This is a genomic window from Oceanicella sp., assembly GCF_056449545.1.
On sequence record NZ_JBWOMN010000061.1, the window covers coordinates 38922 to 62973 of the forward strand.

Annotated in this window: 22 protein-coding genes and 1 tRNA gene; 14 read left to right on the forward strand and 9 right to left on the reverse strand. The window is 69.1% G+C overall.

What is annotated here, in order from left to right; genetic code table 11:
* Positions 1-2 precede the first annotated feature (2 nt).
* On the reverse strand, positions 3-341 hold the full coding sequence (locus AC1HC7_RS08420; protein WP_479497107.1) for a P-II family nitrogen regulator: 339 nt from the start codon (positions 339-341) through the stop codon (positions 3-5).
* Between the two features lie 371 nt (positions 342-712).
* Here AC1HC7_RS08420 and AC1HC7_RS08425 point away from each other — a divergent pair, with 371 nt between their 5' ends.
* Positions 713-2842 carry a transglycosylase domain-containing protein gene (locus tag AC1HC7_RS08425; RefSeq protein ID WP_479498926.1) on the forward strand — a complete coding sequence of 710 codons (2130 nt, stop codon included), beginning with the start codon at positions 713-715 and terminating at the stop codon, positions 2840-2842.
* Positions 2843-2860: 18 nt separating this feature from the next.
* Here AC1HC7_RS08425 and AC1HC7_RS08430 read toward each other — a convergent pair whose 3' ends face one another.
* Together AC1HC7_RS08430 and AC1HC7_RS08435 are read right to left on the reverse strand one after the other, a co-directional pair.
* Positions 2861-3568: a M48 family metallopeptidase gene (locus tag AC1HC7_RS08430; RefSeq protein ID WP_479497109.1), complete on the reverse strand. Its 708-nt coding sequence runs from the start codon at positions 3566-3568 to the stop codon at positions 2861-2863.
* Positions 3569-3597: 29 nt separating this feature from the next.
* Positions 3598-4896 (reverse strand): polyhydroxyalkanoate depolymerase, encoded by a 1299-nt coding sequence (locus AC1HC7_RS08435; RefSeq protein WP_479497110.1) that lies wholly within the window; start codon positions 4894-4896, stop codon positions 3598-3600.
* A 322-nt stretch (positions 4897-5218) separates the two neighbouring features.
* Between AC1HC7_RS08435 and AC1HC7_RS08440 the strand changes: the two genes are divergently transcribed.
* The 3 genes from AC1HC7_RS08440 to AC1HC7_RS08450 all read left to right on the forward strand — a co-directional run bounded on the left by AC1HC7_RS08440 (position 5219) and on the right by AC1HC7_RS08450 (position 6408).
* Positions 5219-5560, forward strand: coding sequence for a TIGR02300 family protein (locus tag AC1HC7_RS08440; protein WP_479497111.1), 342 nt, complete (start codon positions 5219-5221; stop codon positions 5558-5560).
* A 213-nt stretch (positions 5561-5773) separates the two neighbouring features.
* A tRNA-Ala gene (locus AC1HC7_RS08445) sits at positions 5774-5849 on the forward strand.
* Positions 5850-5985: 136 nt separating this feature from the next.
* A complete protein-coding gene (locus tag AC1HC7_RS08450; protein ID WP_479497112.1) occupies positions 5986-6408 on the forward strand; it encodes a PaaI family thioesterase in 423 nt (140 codons plus the stop codon).
* A gap of 17 nt (positions 6409-6425) precedes the next feature.
* On the opposite strand, the gene AC1HC7_RS08455 is transcribed toward AC1HC7_RS08450, so the two are convergent.
* Entirely contained in the window at positions 6426-7208 is a 783-nt protein-coding gene (locus AC1HC7_RS08455) for a creatininase family protein (RefSeq protein ID WP_479497113.1), read from the reverse strand.
* Between the two features lie 12 nt (positions 7209-7220).
* Complete coding sequence (locus AC1HC7_RS08460) at positions 7221-7652, reverse strand: Lrp/AsnC family transcriptional regulator (protein WP_479497114.1); 432 nt, start codon at positions 7650-7652, stop codon at positions 7221-7223.
* Between the two features lie 240 nt (positions 7653-7892).
* Here AC1HC7_RS08460 and AC1HC7_RS08465 point away from each other — a divergent pair, with 240 nt between their 5' ends.
* Genes AC1HC7_RS08465 through AC1HC7_RS08505 form a run of 9 tightly spaced genes read left to right on the forward strand, consistent with a single transcriptional unit; the run spans position 7893 to position 18372 of the window.
* A complete protein-coding gene (locus tag AC1HC7_RS08465) occupies positions 7893-9449 on the forward strand; it encodes an ABC transporter substrate-binding protein (RefSeq protein ID WP_479497115.1) in 1557 nt (518 codons plus the stop codon).
* A 40-nt stretch (positions 9450-9489) separates the two neighbouring features.
* On the forward strand, positions 9490-10428 hold the full coding sequence (locus AC1HC7_RS08470; RefSeq protein ID WP_479497116.1) for an ABC transporter permease: 939 nt from the start codon (positions 9490-9492) through the stop codon (positions 10426-10428).
* Positions 10429-11322, forward strand: coding sequence for an ABC transporter permease (locus AC1HC7_RS08475; protein ID WP_479497117.1), 894 nt, complete (start codon positions 10429-10431; stop codon positions 11320-11322).
* Positions 11319-12293, forward strand: coding sequence for an ABC transporter ATP-binding protein (locus tag AC1HC7_RS08480; RefSeq protein WP_479497118.1), 975 nt, complete (start codon positions 11319-11321; stop codon positions 12291-12293). The genes AC1HC7_RS08475 and AC1HC7_RS08480 overlap by 4 nt, the downstream gene beginning before the upstream one ends.
* Complete coding sequence (locus AC1HC7_RS08485) at positions 12290-13291, forward strand: ABC transporter ATP-binding protein (RefSeq protein WP_479497119.1); 1002 nt, start codon at positions 12290-12292, stop codon at positions 13289-13291. The genes AC1HC7_RS08480 and AC1HC7_RS08485 overlap by 4 nt, the downstream gene beginning before the upstream one ends.
* Positions 13292-13302: 11 nt before the next feature.
* Complete coding sequence (locus tag AC1HC7_RS08490; RefSeq protein ID WP_479497120.1) at positions 13303-14385, forward strand: alpha/beta hydrolase family protein; 1083 nt, start codon at positions 13303-13305, stop codon at positions 14383-14385.
* Between the two features lie 11 nt (positions 14386-14396).
* Positions 14397-15923 carry an FAD-dependent oxidoreductase gene (locus AC1HC7_RS08495; protein WP_479497121.1) on the forward strand — a complete coding sequence of 509 codons (1527 nt, stop codon included), beginning with the start codon at positions 14397-14399 and terminating at the stop codon, positions 15921-15923.
* Entirely contained in the window at positions 15920-17494 is a 1575-nt protein-coding gene (locus AC1HC7_RS08500; protein ID WP_479497122.1) for a class I adenylate-forming enzyme family protein, read from the forward strand. Before AC1HC7_RS08495 ends, AC1HC7_RS08500 begins: the two co-directional genes overlap by 4 nt.
* Entirely contained in the window at positions 17491-18372 is an 882-nt protein-coding gene (locus AC1HC7_RS08505) for a VOC family protein (RefSeq protein ID WP_479497123.1), read from the forward strand. Before AC1HC7_RS08500 ends, AC1HC7_RS08505 begins: the two co-directional genes overlap by 4 nt.
* Positions 18373-18394: 22 nt before the next feature.
* Here the strand turns inward: AC1HC7_RS08505 and AC1HC7_RS08510 are convergent, their stop codons facing one another.
* Positions 18395-19456, reverse strand: a complete 1062-nt coding sequence (locus AC1HC7_RS08510) for a threonine aldolase family protein (RefSeq protein ID WP_479497124.1) — start codon at positions 19454-19456, stop codon at positions 18395-18397.
* Positions 19457-19518: 62 nt separating this feature from the next.
* Here AC1HC7_RS08510 and AC1HC7_RS08515 point away from each other — a divergent pair, with 62 nt between their 5' ends.
* Positions 19519-20532, forward strand: coding sequence for a quinone oxidoreductase family protein (locus AC1HC7_RS08515; protein ID WP_479497125.1), 1014 nt, complete (start codon positions 19519-19521; stop codon positions 20530-20532).
* A 94-nt stretch (positions 20533-20626) separates the two neighbouring features.
* Here AC1HC7_RS08515 and AC1HC7_RS08520 read toward each other — a convergent pair whose 3' ends face one another.
* The 3 genes from AC1HC7_RS08520 to AC1HC7_RS08530 all read right to left on the reverse strand — a co-directional run bounded on the left by AC1HC7_RS08520 (position 20627) and on the right by AC1HC7_RS08530 (position 23747).
* Positions 20627-22012: a TRAP transporter large permease gene (locus AC1HC7_RS08520; protein WP_479497126.1), complete on the reverse strand. Its 1386-nt coding sequence runs from the start codon at positions 22010-22012 to the stop codon at positions 20627-20629.
* Positions 22009-22629, reverse strand: coding sequence for a TRAP transporter small permease subunit (locus AC1HC7_RS08525; protein ID WP_479497127.1), 621 nt, complete (start codon positions 22627-22629; stop codon positions 22009-22011). The genes AC1HC7_RS08520 and AC1HC7_RS08525 overlap by 4 nt, the downstream gene beginning before the upstream one ends.
* 107 nt (positions 22630-22736) lie before the next feature.
* Complete coding sequence (locus tag AC1HC7_RS08530) at positions 22737-23747, reverse strand: C4-dicarboxylate TRAP transporter substrate-binding protein (protein ID WP_479497128.1); 1011 nt, start codon at positions 23745-23747, stop codon at positions 22737-22739.
* Between the last annotated feature and the right edge of the window lie 305 nt (positions 23748-24052).

Genomic DNA, 24052 nt, shown 5'->3' on the forward strand with positions numbered 1-24052 from the left:
GGTCAGATCGCCTCGGCGCCCTGCTCGCCGGTGCGCACGCGCAGGGCCTGTTCGACGTCGAGCACGAAGATCTTGCCGTCGCCGATCTTGCCGGTCCTGGCGGCGCCGGCGATGACCTCGGTCACGCGGTCCGCATCGGCGGCGTCGACGACGATCTCCAGCTTGATCTTGGGGATGAAATTCACGACGTATTCCGCGCCGCGGTAGATTTCGGTGTGCCCGGCCTGCCGGCCATAGCCCTTGACCTCGGACACCATGAGCCCCTGAACGCCCGCGTCGGTGAGCGCCTCGCGCACCTCCTCGAGCTTGAATGGTTTGATGACGGCGATGATGAGCTTCATTCCGCTCCCTCTGCTGTTGGCGATGCGTATTGCATGCAGAAGGCATTTCAAGTTTCAGGCCAATTTTTAATCAGTCTTGTAAATAACTGAAAAATAGTAAAAAAATATCGAAATACCAAATGAGACCATTCCGAAATCGGCGCAAGTCGCCATAAAAATAAGCAAAAAATAATATATGACTAAGAAATATGCATCCAGTTGGCGCGGCGCCGCGAAAACGTCGCTCCACAAATCGGCCATGCTGGCGTAGTCTGTTGCCGGCGACAATGCGCTCGGTCGAGCAGGCCGAATCCCTCCGTCGAAACCGATGGCGACAAAGAACAAAGAGCGTGGCGCGAAAACGAAAATCAGCCGCCCGGGCGGAGCCGCCCGTGTCGCGGCGCGACCGATCCCCGAAACCCGCCGCCGGCGGGCCCGCGCGCCTGCGCGCCAAGGGCAAGGGCAAGGACAAGGGCGCATCGCGGCGGCGCGGCGGCTGGCTGGATCGCGGCGTGCGCGCCGCGGTGCTGTTCGCCGGGCGGTGGATCTGGCGGCTGGGCTCGCGTTTTGCGCTTGGCCTGGCGTTGATGCTGGCGGCGGCCACCGTCTGGTTTCTCACCCAGCTGCCCGAGGCCCGCGCGCTGCTCGACGGGCGGGACCGCGGCTCGGTGACGCTGCTCGATCGCAACGGCGACGTGTTCGCCTGGCGCGGCGAGCAGTTCGGCGGGGCGCTGCGGGCGGGCGAGGTCTCGCCCTATCTGGTCAACGCGGTGATCGCCACCGAAGACCGCCGGTTCTGGGATCATTTCGGCATCGACCCGCTGGGGCTGGCGCGCGCCATATACGCCAATTTCATCGCCGGCGGGCTGGTGCAGGGGGGCTCGACGCTCACCCAGCAGACCGCCAAGAACGTTTTCCTCAGCAACGAGCGTTCCCTGGAGCGCAAGCTCAAGGAGCTGCCCATGGCGCTGGCCATGGAGCTGAAATACACCAAGGAGGAGATCCTTTCGATCTACCTCAATCGCGTGTATCTCGGCGCCGGCGCCTACGGGTTCGAGGCCGCCGCCCAGCGCTATTTCGGCATTTCCGCGCGCGAGGTCAGCCCGGCGCAGGCGGCGATGCTGGCGGGGCTGCTGAAGGCGCCCTCGCGCTATGCGCCGACCTCGGATCTCGACCAGGCGCAAAGCCGCGCGGCGGTGATCGTCGGGCTGATGCGCGATCAGGGCTATCTGAGCGCGGCGCAGGCGGCGCGGGCGCTGGCCAGCCCGGCGGCGCTGTCGCGCGCCGCCTCGGCCCGCGCGGGGGGCTATTTCGCCGATTGGGTGATGGAGGCCGGGCCGGCCTATCTGACCGGGCAAACGGCCGAGGACGTGCGCATCGCCACCACCTTTGACCCGGCGGTGCAGCGGGCGGCGGAGGCGGCGCTGGACTGGGTGTTCGAAAACCGGGTGCGCCCCGGGTCAAGGGCGCAGGCGGCGGTGGTGGTGATGTCGCTGGACGGCGCGGTGCGCGCCATCATCGGCGGGCGCAACGACGGCGGCGGCGCGGGGCGCTTCAACCGCGCGACCCAGGCGCGCCGCCAGCCGGGATCGGCCTTCAAGCCCATCGTCTACGCCGCGGCGCTGGAGGCCGGGGCCATGCCCGGCGAGGTGATCGAGGACCGCCCGATCGCCATCAAGGGCTGGCGGCCGAAGAATTACGGCGGCGGCTTCGCCGGGCGGGTGACGCTGACCGACGCGCTGGCGCGCTCGATCAACACCGTGGCGGTGCGGCTGTTCCAGCGGGTGGGATCGGCGCGGGTGCGCGAAACCGCCCGGCGCCTCGGCGTGACCTCGCCGCTGGCGCCGGGGCCGGCGACGGCGCTGGGCGCCTCGGAGGCGACGCTGATCGAGATGACCGGCGCCTATGCCGCCATCGCCCGCCACGGGTTGCGGAGCCTGCCCTACGGGGTGCGCAAGATCACCCTGCTGGGCGACAGGACGCCGCTGATGGCGCGCGGCGCGGCGCGCGATCGGCAAGCCATCGACGCGACGGCGGCGCGGCGGCTGACCGGCATGCTGGAGCAAGTGATCCTGCGCGGCACCGGCCGGCGCGCGGCGTTGGGGCCGCGCCCGGCCGCGGGCAAGACCGGCACCACGCAGGCGGCGCGCGACGCCTGGTTCATCGGGTTCACCGGCGATTTCGTCACCGGCGTGTGGATGGGCTATGACGACAACACGCCGCTGACCGGGGTCACCGGCGGCGGGCTGCCCGCGGCGATCTGGCGCGAGACCATGCTGCGCGTGCATGAAGGCCGCCCCATCCGCCCGCTCGACGCGATCCCCCCCGAAGGGCCCGGCCTTGGCCGCGAGACCATCGCCGGGATCGAGGCGGCGGGCGACGCGGCGGGGCGGGCGCTCGGCGAGGTGGCGGATTTCGTCGGGCGCGGCGTGCGGCAGGCGGCGGATCTGATCGGCGGGTCGGCTGGGTCGGGCGGGTCGGGCGGGTCGGGCGCCGGCGTTGGCGGCGGCGCCGATCGCTGAGGCGCCCTGCCGGCGCGGTCAGGGCGCGGCGTCGAATCGGAACCGATGCAGCCCGGCGCCGTGGCGTTTCAGCCAGTCGCGCTGTTCGCGCCAGTCGGGGCGGATGCGCTCCACCAGCGCCCAGAAGGCGGGCGCGTGGTTCATCTCCACCAGATGCGCCGCCTCATGCGCGGCCACGTAGTCGAGCACCGCCGGCGGCGCCATCGCCAGCCGCCAGCTGAACGACAGGTTGCCGTTGGCGCTGCACGATCCCCAACGGCTGCGCGTGTCGCGCAGCGCGATGCGCCCCGGCGCCCGGTCCAGCATGGCGGCGTAGCGCGCGGCGGCGGGGGCCAGCGCGTCGCGGGCCTCGGTTTTCAGGAAGGCCAGCGCCCGGCGCGCGGCGGTCTCGGGCGGGCCGGGGACCTCCAGTCGGTCGGCGTTGACCCGGGGCGCGCGGCGGCGCGGGCCGGGGGTCGCGGTCAGGCGCAGATCCTCGCCGCGCACCGGCAGCCACACGCCGTCGGCCACCTGCGTCGCGCCCGGCGCGCGCGCCAGCGCGCCCGCCAGCCAGTCAGACTGGCGCAGCAGGAACATGCGCGCCTGCGCCAGCGGCGCGCGGCTCGGCAGGGTGAGGGTGGGGCGCCCGTCGACGCGGCTCACCGACAGGGTGAGCCGGCGGGCGCGGGACGAGCGGCGCAGTCGCACGCTCACCGGCGGATGGTCGAGTGTCAGATGCTCGACCATCGCGGCTCAGGCGCGCGCGCGCGCGGCGCTCATTCGGCGGCCCGGATCGGGGTGACGTTCGCCGCCGGCGCGGCGACGGGCGCGGCGACCGGCGCGCGATGCGCCTGGATGAAGGCCTGCACCTTCGGCTGGATGTTCTGGCGCCAGCGCGATCCGTTGAACACCCCGTAATGCCCGACCTTTTCCTGTTCGTGATGCAGCTTCATGGCCGCAGGCAGGTTGACGCACAGGTCATGGGCGGCGCGGGTCTGGCCCAGCCCGGTGATGTCGTCCTTCTCGCCCTCGACGGTCATCAGCGCGATGTCGGCGATGCATTCGGGGCGCGCCGGCCGGTCGCCGCGATACAGGTATCTGCCCTCGGCCAGCAGGTGTTTCTGGAACACCCGCTCGATGGTCTGGAGGTAGAAATCGGCGGTCAGATCCATCACCGCGAGGTATTCGTCGTAGAAGCTGCGATGCGCGGCGGCGGAATCGCCGTCGCCCTTGATCAGGTGGCGAAACTGGTTCACATGCGCGTCCACATGGCGGTCGAGATTCATCGCCATGAAGCCCGAGAGCTGCAGGAAACCCGGATAGACCCGGCGCATGAACCCCATGTTCGGGTAGGGCACGGTGACCACGACGTTTTTCTCGAACCAGCTCAGCGGGCGCTGCGTCGCCAGTTCGTTGGGCTGCTTGGGATTGCGCGTGGTGTCGATGGGCGAGCCCATCAGCGTGACCGAGGCCGGGCGGCAGGGATCCGCATCCTCGGCCATCATCGACGCGGCGACCAGCATCGGCACGCCCGGCTGACACACCGCAAGCACCGCGGGCCGCTCGCCGCCCTCGCCCAGAAACCGGCAGAAATCAATCAGATAGTCCACGTAGTCGTCGAGGTCGAAGCGCCCTTCGGTCAGCGGCACGTTGCGCGCATCGGTCCAGTCGGTGATGTAGACGTCATGGCCGATCAGCATCTTTTGCACGGTGCCGCGCAGCAGGGTGGCGAAATGGCCGGACATGGGGGCGATGATCAGCACCTTGGGCTGCGCGCCCTCGGCCACGCCTTCACGCCGGAAATGCCGCAGATCGCAGAACGGGCGGGTGCGCGCGACCTCCTCGGTCACCGCGTGGGATCGGCCGTCGATCTCCACCGCGTCGATGCCGAAATCCGGCTTGCCGTAGCGCCGCGTGGCGTTCACGAACATCTCGAACGCCGCCGCGGTCGCGCGGGCCTGATAGGTCATGGACATCGGGTTCATCGGGTTGCGCAGCGCCCGCTGACCCATCTGCGCCGCCGCGCGCATGGGCGAGATGGCGGCGTGCGTGAGTTCATAGGCGTAGTACAGCATGAAGTCGGCCCCGCGTTTCGCGCCGTGTTCGATCCGGCGTTAACGATAATCCACATTCGTTCATATTCCATTTACGGCGAAGCTAGGCGCTTGTCGCGCTGCACACAAGATTTTTTTGCAAGTGCACAAACAAGTTTCCGCGCCGGCGCAGCGGGCGGCCCGCGCAGGATCCGCGCGGGATCCGCGCGCGCGCGCCAGGCGCAGGGCGCCGCGGCGCCGGTTTGCGTTTGACAGCCTCGCGAACATGTGTCAGCAGGCGCGTTCGCAACTTTGATGATCTCCGGCGCCGCCGCGCGCGGATCCGGACGAAATGGGGGTCTCGATGGCCAAGGCTGAATGGGGCGTCAAACGCGTGTGCCCGAGTTGCTCGGCGCGTTTCTACGACCTGAACAACGACCCGACCGTATGTCCCGCCTGCGGCGAAAGCCACAAGCTTTCGGCGCTGAGCGCGCGCAAGATCTTCGCGCCGGCGCCGCCGCGCCGCAAGGCCAAGGCCGCGCCCGTGGCGGTCGCCGAGGTCGAAGACGCGAAGCTGATCGACGATGACGAGGATGTCGAGGCCGATCTGAAGGTCGCCGACGACACGCTGCTCGTCGATGACGATGATGACGGGGACGCGCCGATCGCCATCAAGAAGCCCGCCGGAGACGACGAGGACACCTGACCGCCGCCGCGCCCGCCGCGCCTGCTGTCGGCCCGCGCGCCCGGTTGGCGCGCGACGATCGCGGCGCATCGGCCGGGCGCGCGGCGTCTGGCGCGACCACGCGGAAAAGGGCGAATTTTTCGCTTGATACTCCCCGCGCCTCTGCATACACAGCGTCTCAGCCGGAGAGACGCGGGGCAAGGTCCCCGCACCGCGGATCCGGCGACTGGAAATGGGGCCATAGCTCAGTTGGGAGAGCGCTTGCATGGCATGCAAGAGGTCAGGGGTTCGACCCCCCTTGGCTCCACCATTCCCCACCCGGACCATCCGAATCAATCAGCGCCGCATGCGCAGCCCCCACCCCTCCGGCCGCGTTCATTGACGCTTTGCCGCGCCGGTGCTACCGATCGCCTGATTTTCCCGAACGTCATTGGCGGGGGCTGCGGATGGTCGAGATTTCCCTGAAGACCGTCGAGGATATCCAGATCGCGCTTGGCCAGTCGCCGTTTCAGGCGGTTCTGGGCCTGCGCGCGCTGGCTGTCGATCCCGAAGCGGGGGTCGTCGAGATGCTGCTGCCGTTCAAGCCCGCCTTGGCGCGGTCCGCGCGCGGACCGCAGGTGCATGGCGGCGTGGTGGCGTCGATCATCGACATCGCCGGCGACTACGCGCTGTCGACCGGACTTGGCCATTTCGTGCCGACGATCAATCTGCGCACGGATTATCTGCGCCCCGCCGCCGGCGATCTTCGGGTCGTGGCCCGGGCGCTGCGCAAGGGCCGGACCATCGGCCACGCCGATATCGAGGTGTTCGACGCCGAGCGCCGGCTGGTGGCGACGGGGCGGTGCATCTACGCCATGGGGGCGGGCTGACGCGCCAACGCCGCCGCCTATGGCGCGCGATCGAGCAGCCGCAGGCCGGTGACGAGGTCGTCGATCATCGCCGCCAGCGCCGCCTGGCCGTTTTCGCGATTGGCGCGGGTCGGGTCGCCGCGGGCGCCTTGGGCGCTGTGATCGGGGCCCGAAGCGGGGTCGTTCCTGAAAATGCTGGGCTGATAGAAAACCGTGTCGGGCTGCGTCAGCTGATTGCCGTAATCCTCGACCGCCCGGTCGAGCCGCACGGCCTCGGGCTTGATCGCCATGATGATCGAGGTTTCGTGCTCGTCGGCATGGCCGCCGATCTTCTGGGTGAACAGGCCGTCGGTCGCGGCCCCCAGCCGGCGGATGTCGGCCACCGACAGGCGCACGCCATGCGCGGCGAGGATTTCGCGCGCGACGATCTGGATCGGGCCTTCGGTGGAGACGCCGGTGTTGATGATGGCGATCTTTCGCGCGCCCTGCGCGATGAACCCTTCGATGATGTCGCGCAGCAGGGCCATGAAGGTCTCGGCGCGCAGATGCTGGCTGCCGGGGTAGTTGCGAAACGCCGGGTAGTAGCCGAAGCCGACCACCGGCGCGATCAGCGCCGGGATTGCGTCGGCGACGCCTTTCGCCAGCGCCCGGGCCAGCAGGAAATCGGTGTTCATGGGCAGGTGGTGGCCGTGCTCCTTGGACAGGGCGCCGATGGGGATGACCACCTGCGCGCCGCCGGCGATCCAGTCCCGGGCCTCCGGCCAGGTCAGGTCTTCGAGATAGGCCCCGCGGGCGGGGGCCGGGTTCGCGACTTGGGTCAAGTGATTGCCTTCCTATGATCGCCGGTCGATTTCCGTGGCCAGCACGATGGAGGATGTGGTGCGCTCCACGCCGGGCATTTTCCCCAGTTCCCCAAGCAGTTGGTGCAGGTGCGACGGGTTTTCCGCGCCCAGCGTCGCGATCAGGTCATAGGCGCCGGACACCGCGTAGCAGACCTCGACCTCGGGCATGGCCTTCAGATGGGTGATGATGGTCTTGCTCATCTTCGGGCTGGTGGTGATGCGCACCACCGCGCGCAGCCGGTCGACGCCCGCGCCGGCGCCGAGCTTGACCATGTAGCCGGCGATGGCGCCGTTGCGCTCCAGCTTGGTCATGCGTTCCTGAACCGTGGTCCGCGACAGGTTCAGCTTGCGCGCCAGCGAGGCGGTCGGTTCGCGCCCGTTGGATTGCAGCAGCAGAATCAGATCCCGATCAATCTTGTCCATCTGCGCGTCAAACTCCGTCGTTTTGACTTTTTACGCCGAATATCCAGCGTATTGCCGGGTTGAAGCCGAGTTGAGCGCAGATTACGGTAATTCTGCCGAAAAAAAAGCCTGTTCTCGCGCATATCGCCGATCTGAATTCGCGGCGGCGGGGGAGCCATAACAGCAGCAAAGTCTCGAATCGGCGGCGCTATCGGCAGCGCCGCTTTCCAGAGCTTCGCAACAGGGGGTGGAATACTTATCATGCACAGGAAGACATCGTTGTTTTTCAGCGCGCTGGCCTTCGCCGCCGGCATGGCGCTGTCGACGACCGGCATTGACGCGAAAACCTTGCGCACCAATATCGGCGCCGACGCCAAGACGCTCAACCCGATCCAGAATTCCGAACTGATCTCGGGGCGGATCATCTCCAACATCTACGAAACCCTGACCACGCTGGATGTCGACGGCAACGTCGTGCCGGGGCTGGCGGTGTCGTGGGAAGGCTTCGACGACGGCAAGGGGTTCCGCTTCGCCCTGCGCGAGGGCGTCAAGTTCCATTCCGGCCGGACGATGACCTCGGCGGATGTGAAATGGACCTTCGAACAGGTGCTCACGCCCGAAAAGAAGGGCGGCCTGATGGTCGATTCCCTTGATCGCATCGTCGGCGCGCAGGCCATGCTCGACGGCGCCGCCACCGAACTGGCGGGGTTCAAGATCATCGACGATCTGAATTTCGAGGTGCGCTTCAAGCAGCCCGTCGTGGTGTTTCCGCTTTACGAGCTGTTCGTGGTGGACAGCGGCATCGAGGCCGAGCTGGGCGCCGACTGGACCCAGAAGGCCTCGGGCGGCACCGGCCCCTTCAAGTTCGCCGGATGGGATCGGGGCGTCGCGGTCAACATCGCGCGCCATGACGATTACTGGCAGGGCGCGGCGACCATCGACGGCGTGTCCTTCCTGGTGGTGCCCAACATCGAGACCGCGCAATCCATGTACGAGGCCGACGAGCTGGACCTGGTCTCGGTGCCGCGCTCCTCGGTCCGCAACGCCATCAAGGACCCGCGCTTTGACGGCCAGCTGATCCAGAAGCCCGCCGCGCAGGTGGCCTATCTGGGCATGAACCAGACCCTCTACGCGCCGTTCAAGGACATCCGGGTGCGCGAGGCGATGGCGATCTCCATCGACCGGGACGCCATGGTCAAGGGGCTTTACGGCGGCGCGGCCTTCCCCGCCTACGGCCAGATCCCGCCGGAATTTCCGGGCTATGACGCCGACACGCCGAAAATCCCCTACGATCCGGACCGCGCGCGCGCGCTGATGGCCGAGGCCGGCTTCCCCGACGGCAAGGGCCTGCCGCCGCTCACCATCCAGGGCACGCCGCGGGACAAGACGCTGCTGGCCTTCTACGCCAACAACTACAACAAGACCCTCGGCATGGACGTGACGGTCAAGGTGGTCGAACGCGGCACCCACATCAAGGACATGAACGGCGGTCAGGTGGCGTTCTTCCCCTGGGGCTGGACTGCGGATTACGCCGATCCCGCGACCTTCCTGCGCGACCTCTACTATTCCAAAAGCAAATGGAACCGGGTGCGCTACAGCAACCCCGCCTATGACGCGCTGATCGACCAGGCGCTGGAGACCGCCGACGACGCGGCGCGCTTCGCGCTCTACAATCAGGCCGATCGGGTGCTGATCAACGATTTCGGCACCATCCCGACGACGGTGCGCATGCAGGTCGGCATCGTCAAGCCTTCGGTCAAGAACGTCCATCTGACGCCCATGGGCTACATGCCCTTCTGGGACGTGACGATCAACTGACCATCGGGGAGGCTGGCCGCGAAACAGGGGAAGAAGCGCAATGCTGATCTACGCCGTCAGGAGGCTTCTGGGCCTGATACCGATCCTCGGCGCGGTTCTTCTTCTGACCTTCGTCGCCAATCATCTGACGCCGGGCGATCCGGTGCTGATCATGCTCGACGACCGTTCAAGCGACGAGGCGCTGGCCGCCTCGCTGCGCCGTCAATACGGTCTGGACCTGCCGCTGTGGCGGCAATTCGTCAACTATGTCAGCGGCGTGTTCGTTGGCGATCTGGGCCTGTCCTACAGATACGTCGGGGTGCCGGTGACCGAAATCATCGCCCCGGGGCTCAGGATCAGCCCGCTGCTGGCGTCGCTGGCGATCCTGATCTCGGCGCCGATCGGGGTGTCGCTGGGGATCTTCACCGCGCTGCGCCACAACAGCTGGGCCGACACCTCGGTCATGCTGCTGCTGCTGGTCGGCATTTCGATCCCCAATTTCGCCATGGCCGCGTTTCTGGTCTACCTGCTGTCGATCCGGCTCGACTGGTTTCCGGTGGCGGGATGGGGAAGCTGGGATCAGGCGGTGCTGCCGGTGCTGCTGCTGTCGCTGCACCCGATCGCCTATCTGGCGCGGCTGAGCCGGACCTACATGCTGGAGGTGCTGGAAAAGGACTATATCCGCACCGCCCGCGCCAAGGGCCTGCGCGAACGGCTGGTGATCAACCGCCACGCGCTGCGCAACGTCCTGGTGCCGCTGGTGACCACGGTGGGGATCATCTTCGGGGTGATGATCACCGGCACCTTCGTCGTCGAGACGATCTTCAACATTCCCGGCCTCGGGCGGCTGGCGATCGATTCGATCTTCGCGCGCGACTACCCGGTGACCATCGCCATCGTGCTGGTGTTCACGGTGATCTATTCGCTGATCAATCTCGGCATCGACCTGCTTTACGGGGTGATCGACCCGCGCATCCGCGTGCTGGGGCGGGACGCCTGAATGGCGGTCATCGGCGACAGCGGCGGGGCGCCGGCGGGCGCGGGCGCGGGCGCGCCGCCGCGCCGCGACTGGCTGCTGAAATTCCGGCGCAGCCGCAACGCGGTGATCGGCGCCGCCATCGTCGGGGCCATCGCGCTGGTGGCGCTGGCGTCCGGGGCGCTCGCGCCGATCGACTACAAGGAAACCGATCTGCTCGCGGTCTGGGCGGCGCCGGGGGGCGATCACCTTCTGGGCGCCGACGAACTGGGCCGCGACATCCTCAGCCGGCTGATCGTGGGCGCGCGGGTGACGCTGATCATCGCGCTGTCGGTGCTGGCCGCGACGATGACCGTCGGCATCGCGCTGGGCATGATCGCGGCCTATTACGGCGGCTGGCTCGACGCGGTCATCATGCGGGTGGTCGACGTCATCTTCGCGTTCCCGGAACTGATCTTCGCGATCCTCGTGGCTTCGGTGATGGGGCCGGGGATGTCGACGGTGATCGTGGCGCTGTCGCTGGTCTGGTGGCCGGGGATCGCGCGGCTGACCCGTTCGCTGGCGCTGTCGGTGCGCGACGAATTGTATGTCGATGCGGCGATCGTCAGCCGCACGCCGTCCTGGCTGATCCTGTGGCGCCACATCCTGCCCAACATCGTCGCGCCGCTGATCGTGCGCGGTTCGGTCGGCGTCGGCTTCATCATCACCGCCGAGGCGACGCTGAGCTTTCTGGGCATCGGCGTGCAGGAACCGCTGCCAAGCTGGGGCGGCATGATCCGCGACGGGCTGGTGTCGCTGCGGCTCGATCCGTATCTGGCGATCTTCAGCAGCTGCGCGCTGGGGATCACCATCATCGGATTCAACCTGCTGGGCGACGGGCTGCGCGACATCTTCGACCCCAAGGGCGGCGGCAAATGAACGACCCGCTGCTGGAAATACGCGACCTGGCGGTGTCCTTCGGCAACCTGCGCGGCGACGTGCGGGTGCTGGACGGGGTGTCGCTGGACGTGGGGCGGGGCGAGATCGTCGGGCTGGTCGGGGAAAGCGGCTCGGGCAAGTCGGTGACCGCGTTCTCGATCATCCGGCTGCTCGGCGCGCAGGGGCGCATCGAGCGCGGCGCCATGGTGTTTGACGGCGCGGATCTGGCGGCGAAGCCGGAACGCGACATGACGGCGGTGCGCGGGCGCGACATCTCGATGATCTTCCAGGAACCCATGACCAGCCTGAACCCGGTGTTCACGATCGGGCTGCAGATCGCCGAGGTGCTGCGCGAGCATCTGGGCCTGAGCCGGCGCGCGGCCGAGGCCCGCGCCGTGGACTTGCTGGACAAGGTCGGCATCCCGGCCCCGGCCGCGCGGCTCAACGACTATCCCCACCAGTTGTCGGGCGGCATGCGCCAGCGGGTGATGATCGCCATCGCGCTGGCCTGCGCGCCGCGGCTGCTGATCGCCGACGAACCCACCACCGCGCTCGACGTGACGGTGCAGGCGCAGATCCTCGACCTGCTGCGCCAGCTGCAGCGCGACAGCGGCATGTCGATCCTGCTGATCACCCATGATTTCGGCGTCGTCGCCGACATCACCGACCGGGTGATCGTCATGTATGCCGGCCAGATCGTCGAGGAGGCCCCCGTGGACGACCTGTTCGCGACGCCGATGCACCCGTATTCCGGCCTGCTGATGCGGTCGATCCCCTCGGTGCGCGCGCGCCGCGCCGAACTGCCGGCGATCCCCGGAAACGCCCCGGCGGCGACCGCCTATCCCCAAGGGTGCCGGTTCCATGACCGCTGCCCGCGCGTGCAGGCCAAATGCCGCGCCCGCATGCCGGAGCTGCAGCCCTGCGGCGATCGCCGGCGGGTGCGCTGCTGGTTCGCGGGGCCGACGCCATGAGCGCCCCCCCCGCCGGACCGATCGTGCGCGTCGAGGGGCTGACCAAGGTTTTCGGGGTCAGGGCGGCGGCGTTCGGCGGCGCGCGGCGCGCGCTGACGGCGCTGAACGACATCGATCTGGCGATCGAGTCGGGCGAATGCCTCGGGCTGGTCGGCGAAAGCGGCTGCGGCAAGTCCACGCTCGGGCGGCTGATCCTGAAACTGCTGGACCCCAGCGAGGGGCGGATCCTGTTCGACGGCGTGGACATGGCGACGGCCTCGCGGGCCGACCTCGACGCCGCCCGTCGCGACATGCAGGTGGTGTTCCAGGATCCGTTCTCGTCGCTGAACCCGCGCATGAAGGTGGGCGACATCGTCGCCGAGCCGCTGCGCAACCTGAAAACCCCCAGACGCGACATCGCGGCGCGGGTCGGCGAGGCGCTGGGCGAGGTGGGGCTGAGCCCGGACTGCCAGAACCGCTACCCGCATGAATTCTCCGGCGGCCAGCGCCAGCGCATCTGCATCGCCCGCGCCCTGGCCCCGCGGCCCCGGCTGCTGATCTGCGACGAGGCGGTGTCGGCGCTCGACGTGTCGATCCAGGCGCAGATCCTCAATCTGCTGTCGGGCGTCAGGCGCGACTACGACCTGACGATCCTGTTCATTTCCCATTCCCTCGGCGTGGTGCGCCACATCGCCGACCGGGTCGCGGTGATGTATCTGGGGCAGATCGTCGAACTGGCGGGCAACGACCAACTGTTCGACGACCCGCTGCACCCCTATACGCGCTGCCTGATCTCGGCCGCGCCGGAACCCGGGCGCGGCGCGAAAACCGGCCGCTATGTGCTGACCGGCGAGATCCCCAGCCCGCTCGACCCGCCCCCGGGATGCTTTTTCTCCACCCGCTGCCCGATCGCCGACGACCATTGCCGCAAGGCCATGCCGCCGCTGATCGACATCGGCGTCGGGCGCAAGGTCCGCTGCCACAAGCCCGGTGAATTCATGCACCCGTTGCAACAGTAAGGCGCCAAGCCATGTATGTCGAAAGAACGAACTACTTTGCCAAGCCCGGAATGGCGGACAGGGTTCTTGCGGTGCGGCGCAAGGCCTGCGAGGTGCGCCGCCGCCTCGGACTGCCGATCGGCGCCATCCACGTCAAGCACGGCGCGCAGGGCGAGGGGCCGGACGTCACCTGGGAATGCCGCTTCGCCGATGTGGCGGCGCATGAACGCGACATGCGGGCGCGCGCCGAGAGCGGCGATTTCGGCGATGTCCGCGCCGAGATCGGCGGCCTGATCGACCGGTTCGAACGCCATGTCGCCCGGATCGAGGCGGCGCGCCCGGGGCTGGCGCCGGTTTCGGTCGCCGGGGCGCCCATCGTCCCGCGCGAGGTGACGTTCCGATCGGGCGACAAGCTGCTGACCGGGTTCCTGTATCTGCCGCCGGGGCCGGGGCCCTTCGCCTGCGTGATCACCAATCACGGCAGCTCCATCAGCCAGGGCAGCAGCGATCTGTGCCGGCCGGGCGCCGCCTCGCTGCTGCTCAGCTGGGGGTTCGCGTCCTTCCTGCCCCATCGCGCCGGCTACGGATCCTCGCCGGGGGCGCCGTGGCTGGAGGAGGTCTCCGCGCCCTTTGGAACCCCGGACTACGACGACCAGCTCGCGGCGCGGCTGGGGCGCGAAAGCGACGACGTGCTCGCCGCGCTGGACTGGGTCGGCGCGCAGCCCGAGATCGACCCGATGCGCATCGCGGTGATGGGCAGCTCGTTCGGCGGCACGGTCACCTTGCTGGCCGCCTCCCGGACCGACCGGTTCGCCTGCGCGGTGGAATTCGCCGGCGCGGCGATGAACTGGGAACGCACGCCCAAGCTGCGCGACTCCATGAAAACCGCGACCCGGCGCATCGGCCGGCCGATCTTCTTCCTGCAATCGGAAACCGATTACAGCACCGCGCCGACGCGCGAACTGGGCGAGATCGTGGCCCGGGAAAAGCCCGATTCAAAGGCCCGGATCTACCCCGCCTTCGGCATCAGCAAGGACGAGGGCCACCTGTTCGAAAAGGCCGGCGCGCTGGTCTGGGGCCCGGAGGTGCGCGAATTCCTCACCCGCTGGACATAGGGGCGCGGTGCGTGGGCGCGGCCTGGGACGAGCGATGGGACGTGATCGTCGTCGGCTGCGGCTATGCCGGCGCCATGGCGGCGATCGCCGCCCATGACGCCGGCGCCCGGGTGCTGGTGGTGGAAAAGATGCCGGACGCGGGCGGGATCTCGATCTGCTCGGCCGGCGGGCTGCGCATCGCCGAGGACGCCGGGCAGGCCTTCGCTTATCTGAAGGCGACGAATCGCGGCGCGACCCCTGACGACGTGCTGGAAACGCTGGCGCAGGGCATGGCGGGGCTGGCGGACAGGCTGCGCGCCCTGGCGCGGGAGTGCGGCGCCGAGGTCGCGCTGCGGCAAGCCGACGCCAATTACCCCTTTGACGGGCATCGCACCTTCGGTTTCGCCACGGTGACCGCGCTGGCCCGCATGGCGCCGCCGCCCCCCGGGATCAGGGGCGGCGCGGATGGCCACCGGCTGTTCCGGCTGCTGGAGGCCGCGCTGACCCGGCGCGGCGTCGAACTGCGCCTGAACGCCCCGGCGACGGCGCTGGCCGCCCCGGTCCCGGGGCGCGTCGACGGGGTGATCGTCGAACGCGGCGGGCGGGCGCTGCGCCTGGCCGCCACGGGCGGCGTGGTGCTGGCCTGCGGCGGTTTCGAGGCCGACGAGGCCATGCAGCGGCAATACTGGAACGGCGTCACGGCGCGCAGCGCCGCCTTTCTCGGCAATACCGGCGACGGGATCAGGATGGCGCAATCCGTGGGCGCCGATCTCTGGCACATGTGGCACTATCACGGGACCTACGGGTTCCGTCACGCCGACCCGGCGCAGCGGCTGGCGATCCGCACCAAGCGGTTCCCCGACTGGGTCCCGGGCCGCCCGCCGGGCCCGGAGGTCAAGATGCCCTGGATCCTGCTGGACCGGGCCGGGCGGCGGTTCATGAATGAATACGACCCCTATCTTCAGGACACCGGGGCGCGGCCCTTCGCGCATTTCGATCCGCAGATCCAGGATTTTCCGCGCATTCCCGCCTGGCTGATCGCCGACGAGGACGGCCGTCGGCGCATGGCGTTCGGGCGCCCCGCCTATCATCAGGCCGGGATGGATTTCGACTGGAGCCCCGACAACCTGCGCGAGGTCGGGCTGGGCATTCTGCGCCGCGCCGACGATCTGGGGGAACTGGCGGCGATCACCGGCCTCGCGCCGGGCGCGCTGGAGGCGACGCTGAACCGCTGGAACCGGATGTGCGCCATGCCCGGCGACGCGGATTTCGCGCGCCCCGCCGGAAGCATGACGCCCATCCGCCGGCCGCCGTTCTACGCGGCGCAGATCTGGCCGGTGGTGAACAACACCCAGGGCGGGCCGGTGCACGACCCGCGCCAGCGGGTGCTCGGCGTGCGCGGCGCGCCGATCGCCGGGCTCTACGCGGCGGGCGAACTCGGCAGCGCGTTCGGGTTTCTCTACATGTCGGGCGGGAACATCGCGGAATGCTTCATCGGCGGCGAGATCGCCGGCGCGCAGGCCGCCAAACGCGCAGTGGAAAGGCAGGATCGGCGATGACCAATCGAGACAACAACATGGGCTACTGGTGCGACGCGCCCGTGGCGCAGGCCCCTGACAGGGTGGCGATGATCGACCTGTGCGGCGACGCCCCGCGCAGCCTCAGCTACGGCGAGATCGACAGCCGCATGAACCGCTTCGCCTCGCTGATCGCCGGTCTGGGGCTGGCCCCCGGGGACCGCATGGCCATGGTCGTCGGCAACCGCTTCGAATTCGTCGAAATCATGTATGGGGCCATGCGCGCCGGCGTCGTGCCGACGCCGCTCAACACCAAGCTGGGCGGCGAGGCGCTGGATTTCATCATCCGCGACGCCGGCTGCAAGGGCGCGGTGATCGACCCCGCCTGCAACCCCGCCGCCATGGGCGTGGCGCAGGCCGCCGGTCTGGGGGTGCGCCTGACCCTTGGCGACGAAACCGAGGGCTGGATCGGCTACGACGCGGCGCTGGCGGCGGCGTCCGACGCCTTCGACCCGCCGGCGATCGCCGACGATCACCCGTCGTTCCAGCCCTACACCTCGGGCTCCACCGGCCGCCCGAAAGGCGTGGTGCTGACCCATGCCGGGCAGTTGTGGTGGATCAGGGCCTGCCAGAAATACTGGCCGGGCGAGGCGCGATCCCGGGCGCTGGCGGCGGTGCCGCTCTATCACAAGAACGCCATGGCCGGCGCGATCAAGCCCATGCTGCATTGCGGCGGCTCGGTGGTGCTGCTGCCGGATTTCGAACCCCGGCGGTTCCTGCGCACGCTCGCGGAGTACAAATGCACGCAGGCGGGCGCGGTGCCCGCCGTCTACACTCTGCTGCTCCAGCAGGGCGACCTGATCGAATCGCTGGATTTTTCCGCGCTCGAAGGCCTCAGCGTCGGCTCCGCGCCGGTGCAGGAAGAACTGATGGTCGCGGTGGAAAAGGCTTTCGGCGTCGCGGTGCATGAAAGCTACGGGCTGACCGAGGGCGGGCCGGTGATGATCGGTTCGCCGCTCGACGGCCGCGACATCCCGTTCGGCAGCTGCGGCGTGGCCTGGCCCGAAGGCGAGATCAAGCTGATCGACGCCAACGGCGCCGAATCGCCGGATTTCGGCGAATTATGGGTGCGCAACCCCGGCGTGACGCCGGGCTATTTCAACCTGCCGGAGGTCAACCGCAAGCGTCTGGTGGATGGCTGGCTGGCCACCGGCGACCTGTTCAGCCTCGATGCCGATGGGTTCTACTATTTCCGCGGCCGCACCGACGACATGTTCAATTGCGGCGGCGAGAACATCTACCCCAAGGAGGTGGAGAACCTGCTGCTGTCGCATCCCGGCGTCAGCGACGCCTCGGTGGTGGCGCTCGATCACGCGATCAAGGGGCAGGTTCCGGTGGCGATGGCGATGCCGGTCGCCCCCGACGCGGTCAGCGGCGAGGATCTCAAGCGCCACTGCCTTGAAAACGGCCCCGCCTACGCCCATCCGCGCCGGGTGCTGATCGTGCCGGAAATGCCGCTGAACGGCGCCGGCAAGGTGGACCGGCTGGCGGTGCGGGACCGGCTGCAGGCGCTTTACGGGGCCGAGCTTGCGGCCCCGGACGCGGCGCGATGACCGGCCCGGCGCTGACCCTCGACCATGTGGCGGTGGTGGTCCCCGACCTCGCCCGCGCCTTCGCGACCTATCGGCGCATGGGGTTCAACCTGTCGCCGCGAAGCTCGCATGTCAGTCAGCCCGATGATGGCGGCCCGGCGGAGCCGCTGGGCTCCGGCAACCATTGCGCCATGTTTTCGGACGGCTATCTGGAAATCCTCGGCGTCACCGACGAAACCCTGCGCACGGATCACGTGCGGGACCTGCTTGACGCCTATGCCGGGCTGCATCTGATCGCGCTGGGCTGCGTTGATGCCGGGGCCATGGCGCAGGTCCTGCGGCGGCGGCTCGGCGGCGGCGGCCCGGGCCCGCATCGGGTCGGGCGCGACGTGCCGCTGGCCGGCGGCGGCGTCGCGCCGGCCGCCTTCAACATCCTGCCCCTCGCCGACGGCGCCTTTCGCGAGGCGGACCTGTTCTGCATCGAGCATCTGACCCCCGACGCGCTGTGGCGCGCCGAGGCGATCGCGCAGCCCAACGGCGTGACCGGGCTGGCGGGGGTGCTGGTCTGCGCCGGGGATCGTGACGACGCCGGCGCCCGGCTGGGGCGGATTCTGGACCGGAACCCGGTTGGCGAGGGCGCATGCGACCGCTTCGCCTTGTCGCGCGGGGTGATCGAGGTGACGGATGCGCGGGGACTCGCGCAGATCCATCCCGGGGTCAGCCCGCCCCGGCGCGACTGGGTGGCGGCGATGCGGTTTCACGTGGCGGACCTGGCGGCGACCCGGGCGTTTCTGCTGCGCAACGGCTTTGACCCGAAAGCGTCGGGCGATCGGGCGATCTGGATCGATCCCGATCAGGCCGAGGGCGCGATCGTGGGGTTTTCCGCCCGTGACGCCTGACGCGTCGCGCGCCGCGCCCGGCTCAGCCGACCGCGTCGGCGGCGTCTGCGAAGGCCGCGTGCAGGCGCGTGGCGGAGCTGCGCCGCCAGGAGGCGTTGACCTTGACGGCGAAGCGCGACGGATCCCCGTCCGGCGGCGGCAGGTGGACGCCGGTCGCGCCAAGATGCGCGCGAAACGCCTCGGCGCGCCGACGGTCGCCTTCCGTCAGGGCGACATGGGACACGCTGCTGCCATGGGGGACCGGGACATGGTTGAATCGCGCGTCGCCCTCCAGACGCCCGAAGAACGCCTCGGCGATTCCAAAGGCCTCCTCGAGCCCGGACACCGCGTCGGCAAGGTAATGCCGCGCCACGGCGGCCATGGGCCACATCTGCGCCATGCCGCCGCCATTGCGCCGCCGCCAGTGGCGCAGGCGGTGGATCAGGGCCTCGTCCCCGGCCAGCAGGCCGCCGCTGAGGCTGTTGAAGCATTTGTAGAGCGACACGTAGACCGTATCGAACGGCGCGGCGATCTCGGCCATGCTCCGCCCGGTGACGGCCGCGACCACCGGCAGGCGGGCGCCGTCGAGATGCAGGCGAACCCCGCGGGCGCGGGCCAGCGCCTGCACCTCGGCCAGCGCCTCGGGGTCGAACATCTCGCCATCCAGCCGCCGCACCGGGGTCTCGACGGAGATCACCCCCACCGGCGCCTCGACCTTGCCCGCGTCGGCGCGCGCCATGGCCGCCCGCGCCTGCGCCGCGCTGAACGTCGCGCCGGCGCCAAGCGGGATCAGGTGCAGACCCGCCAGCCCCGGCGCGCAGTCGCCGCAATCGTTGAACAGGTGGCTTTCGCGCTGGACGATGACCTTGGGTTCGCTCCCGGCCAGATGCTGCACCGCCAGCAGGTTGGCCATGGTGCCGGTGGGCATCACCACGGCGGCCGGCTTGCCGAGCGCCGCCGCCATCTCGCATTCGAGGTCGTCGACGCTGCCGCCGGCGCCGTAGCTGTCCGCGCGCAGGGCGCCGCTTTGGGCAAGCCGGGACAGAAGCCCGGCATAGTCGGCGGGCGACAGCGCCAGGCCGTCGCTGGTCATGTTCACGGGCATCGCTTGCTCCTGCATGGGACTCGCGCCAAGGGCGACCGCCCCCAACCCAAAGGAAACCCGGCATGAAAGCAATTCTATTCCGCAGGCACGGCGCCCTGGATGAACTGGAGCTCGCCGACATTCCCACGCCCGACCCGCGCGCCGGCGAATGCCTGATCCGGGTCGCGGCGGTGGCCCTGAACGGCTTCGACCCCATGGTGCTGCGCGGCATTCCCGGCCTGAAAACGCCGATGCCCATGATTCCCGGCGCCGATTTCGCCGGCGAGATCGCGGCGCTGGGCGAAGGCGTGGACGCGGCGCGCTGGAAGATCGGCGACCGGGTCAGCGCCGATCCCAGCCAGCCCGACGGCATGATGGGCGAAACCAAGCGCGGCGCCTGCTGCGAATATGTCTGCATCGCCGCCGAGCATCTGATCGCGGTGCCCGACGGCGTCGGTCTGGTCGAGGCCGCCTGCCTGCCCACCGCCTATGGCGCCGCGTATCGGATGATGACCACGCGGGGCAAGGTGGCGCGCGGCGAAAAGGTGCTGGTGCTCGGGGCCAGCGGCGGCGTCGGGACCTGCTGCGTGCAGCTGGCCAAGGCGGCCGGGGCGACGGTGATCGCCTGCACCAGCTCCGACGAAAAGGCCGCGGCGCTGTCGGATCTGGGCGCCGACTGGGCGATCAACGCCGCGCGCCAGGATTACGTGGCCGAGATCCGCGCCCGCTACGGCAGACCCAGCACCCGCGGCCCCGGCGGCGGCGTCGACGTGATCGTCAACTACACCGGCGGCGACAGCTGGGCGGAATGCTTCCGCGCGCTGGGGCTGCATGGCCGGATCCTGACCTGCGGGGCGACCGCCGGATACGATCCCAGGACCGACATCCGCTACATCTGGTCGTTCGAATTCACCATCATCGGATCGAACGGCTGGGAAAAGGCGGATCTGGAGGCCCTGCTCGCCATGGTCGCCGACGGTCGCCTGAAACCCAGGCTGCACGCCAGCCGCCCGGTGCGGGAATACCGCGCCGCATTGCAGGAACTGATGGATCGCAAGGTGGTGGGAAAATCCGTCATCACCTTTGACGGGGGGTGATCTGACGGGGGTGATCTGATGGGGAGGGATCGCGCGCCAGGCCCCCCGGCCCGCCCGGCGCGCCGGACCCCTTCGCCGCAGGCGGCGCCGCGCCTCAGTCGCCCATGATCAGCGTCGGCAGCCACAGCACGATGCCGGGGAAGGCGATCAGCACCCCCACCGTCACCACGTCGGCGATGAAGAAAGGCGAGGCGCCGCGGAACACGTCCTGCGCCGAGATGTCCGGGCGCACCCCGGCCACCACGAAGCAGTTCAGCCCGATGGGCGGGGTGATCAGGCACAGCTCCGCCATCTTCACCACGATGATCCCGAACCAGATCGCCGCCTGCTCGCCCGACATGCCCAGCGCCGAATCCGCCGCCGACACCGCCTCGCCGCCATTCAGCGCCATCACCGCCGGAAAGGTCACCGGCAGGGTCAGGATCAGCATGCCGATCGCGTCCATGAACATGCCCAGCACCACATAGGCGCCGAGAATCATCAGCAGGGTCAGCATCGGCGGCTGCTCGAGCCCGGAAATCCAGTCGGCGAACGCCCCCGGCAGGTCGGCGAAACCGAGGTAGCGCACATAGATCAGCACCCCCCAGATCATGGTGAAGATCATCACCGTGAGGTTGGCGCTTTCCATCAGCGCGCCTTTCAGGTCCTTCCAGCGCATGCCCTTGACCAGCGCCATGATCAGCACCACGAAGGCGCCCAGCGCCCCGGCCTCGGTGGGCGTGCCCCAGCCGCCGTAGATGCTGAAAATGATGATCCCGACCACGAAGACGATCGGCAGCACGCCGGGCAGGCTTTCGAACCGCTCGGCCCAGGTGAAGCCGCCGATCGGCGGGCCCAGATCCTTGCGCATCTTCGCCAGCAGCATGATCAGCCCGGCATAGATCACCGCCGACACCGCGCCGGGCAGGAACCCGGCCATCAGCAGCATGCCCACCGAGCTTTCGGTGATGATGGCGTAGATCACCAGGATCGCCGAAGGCGGGATCAGCGACGCCAGCGTGCCCCCCGCCGCCACCACCCCGGCGGCGAAGCGCTTGTCGTAGCCGAGCTTCAGCATTTCCGGGATGGCGATGCGCGCGAACACCGCCGAGGTGGCGACCGAGGCCCCCGACACCGCCGCGAAGCCGGCCGTGGCGAACACCGTCGCCACGCCAAGCCCGCCGGGCAGCCAGCCGACCCAGCGCTTGGCGGCCTCGAACAACGCCTTGGTCAGCCCGGCGTAATAGGCCAGATAGCCGATCAGGATGAAGGTGGGGATCAGCCCCAGCACATGGGTCGCGGTCTTGGAATAGGGCACCTGCCCGGCGACGCGCACGGCGGTGAGCAGCCCGCGCTCCCAGCCCTGGCCCTTGTCGAAGGCGAAGATGATGAACAAGCCGATGAAGCCGATCAGCGCGGTGGCGAAGGCCACCCGCACGCCGACCACCACCAGCACCAGCAGCACCCCGGCGAGGATCAGCGAAACGTCGATGGGGCTCATTTGTCGGTCTCCTCGAGGCCGGAGACGGTCTCGGCCTCGTGCAGGGCCTGGGTCTCGGGGTCTTCGATCAGCGGCGCGCCCACGGGGTAGGGCGCGCCGGTGCGGATCGCCCGCCCATAGGCCCAGAGCTGCAGGACCAGCCGCAGCGCCAGCAGCGTGAACATCGCCGGGAACAGCATTTTCACCGGCCAGGTGGGCAGGTTGATGTCGACGGTGGAATCGCCAAGCCGGTAGGCCCGCTCGGCCAGGTCCCAGGACCCGTAGATCAGCGCCAGCGTGACCAGCAGCATCACCAGCACGCCGATGAATTCGAACGTCCACAACGCTCGCCCGTGCAGCTTGCCGACCACGAAATCCATGCGGATATGGCCGCCGAGCCGCTGGCAATAGGCGATGCCGAGCACCGCCATGATCGGCACCGCCTGCATCATCCAGTCGATGTAGCCGGCCACCGGCATGTTCAGCAGCTTGCGCCCGAGGATGTTGACCACCGACAGCAGCATGATCGCCAGCACGAAGCCCCCGGCGAACAGGTTCATCCGGCTTTCGATCCAGAACAGCGCCCGGTCGGCGCGGCTGACGGCGGACCCGTCCGCGCGCACGGAATGAGACGACATGGAAATTCCCTTTCAGTCGAAAGCGCCCCCGCCCGTTGGCGGGCGGGGGCGCTGGGATGCGGGCCAATCAGGCCGCGGGCCGCCCGGCGGGCGATCCGCGCGAATGCTCAGCGCATGCCCGCGAGCGTCGATTGCACAAGGTCGTAGAGCTCCTGCGCCGGGATCCCCTTGGCGGACATGTCGGCGATCCACTGTTCGCGGATCGGGTCGGCGGCCATGGCGCGGAAGGCGGCGATTTCCGATTCGGGCAGCGTCACCTTGGCGACCTTCTTCTCGGCCAGCACGCTTTCCCACCTGTCGAGCACCTTGCCGTAATTGTCGAGGTAATGGGCGATCGCCTCGTCCACCGACCCGTCGAGCGCCGCGCGGTTGGCGTCCGACAGCGCCGCGTAGGCGTCGGTGTTGACCACCACCGGGCAGTTCACGGTGCCGGGGTTGAGGTTGGTGGTCCACCAGTCGGCGATGTCGATGGTGCGATAGGCGAAATGCGCGTGCTGCGCGAAGGCCACCGCATCGACCACCCCGGATTCCAGGGCGTTGTAGGCCTCGGTGGCGGTCACCGAGGTCGGCGTCGCGCCGACGATCTTGAACGCCTGCCCGATGCCGCCGGTGGCGCGGACGCGCATGCCCTTGAACTTGGCCAGGGTGTCCGGGGCCTCGCCCACGCCGGCGACGTTGTACTGGGGCATCGGCGAGGTCATCAGCAGCCTGGCGTTCCAGCGCGCCAGGTCCTTCTGCACCGCGGGATGCGCGTAGACGGCGTTGGAGACCGCGACCTCCTCCTCAAGCGTGGTGACGCCGAGGAAGGGCAGTTCCAGAACGGTGATGGTGGGGTTCTTGTCGCGGTGATAGCCGGCGCAGAACTGCGCCATCTCGAAGGCGCCGATGGAGATGCCGTCGAGGTTCTCGCGGTTCTTGGACAGCCCGCCATAGGAGATGTTCAGGGTGAAATCGCCGTTGGTCTTGGCGGCGATCAGTTCGGCGAGCTTTTCGATATGTTCGGTGAAGGCGCGGCGCTTGCCCCAGACCGAGACGTTCCATTCGACGGCCATGGCCTCGGCGCCGGCGAAGCTCAGCGCTGCCACGAGCGCCGTGAGGCGGACGGATTTGCGGATCATTTTGGACTCCCGGTTGTGGTCGCCGCGTTGATTGCGGCGGTTGCTTCCTGGTTGGCCCCGCACCGTGAAGCCGCGCCATGCGCGGGTGCGGGCGCGGGCGGTCCCGCGAGGCTGCGGACCGGGTCGGGCGCGGGGCGCGCCTGTCGCCGGCTCTCCGCCGTAAGCTAACGGCTGGGGCGGCGAATCCAACGATTTTCTGACAGCGGCGTTCAGAACGCCGCGTCCGGGGCAGGCCGCCGCGCCGGGGCGCCTGACCGGCGGGCCGCGCGGACCGGCCGGCGCCGGGCGCCTGAGCGATGACATGG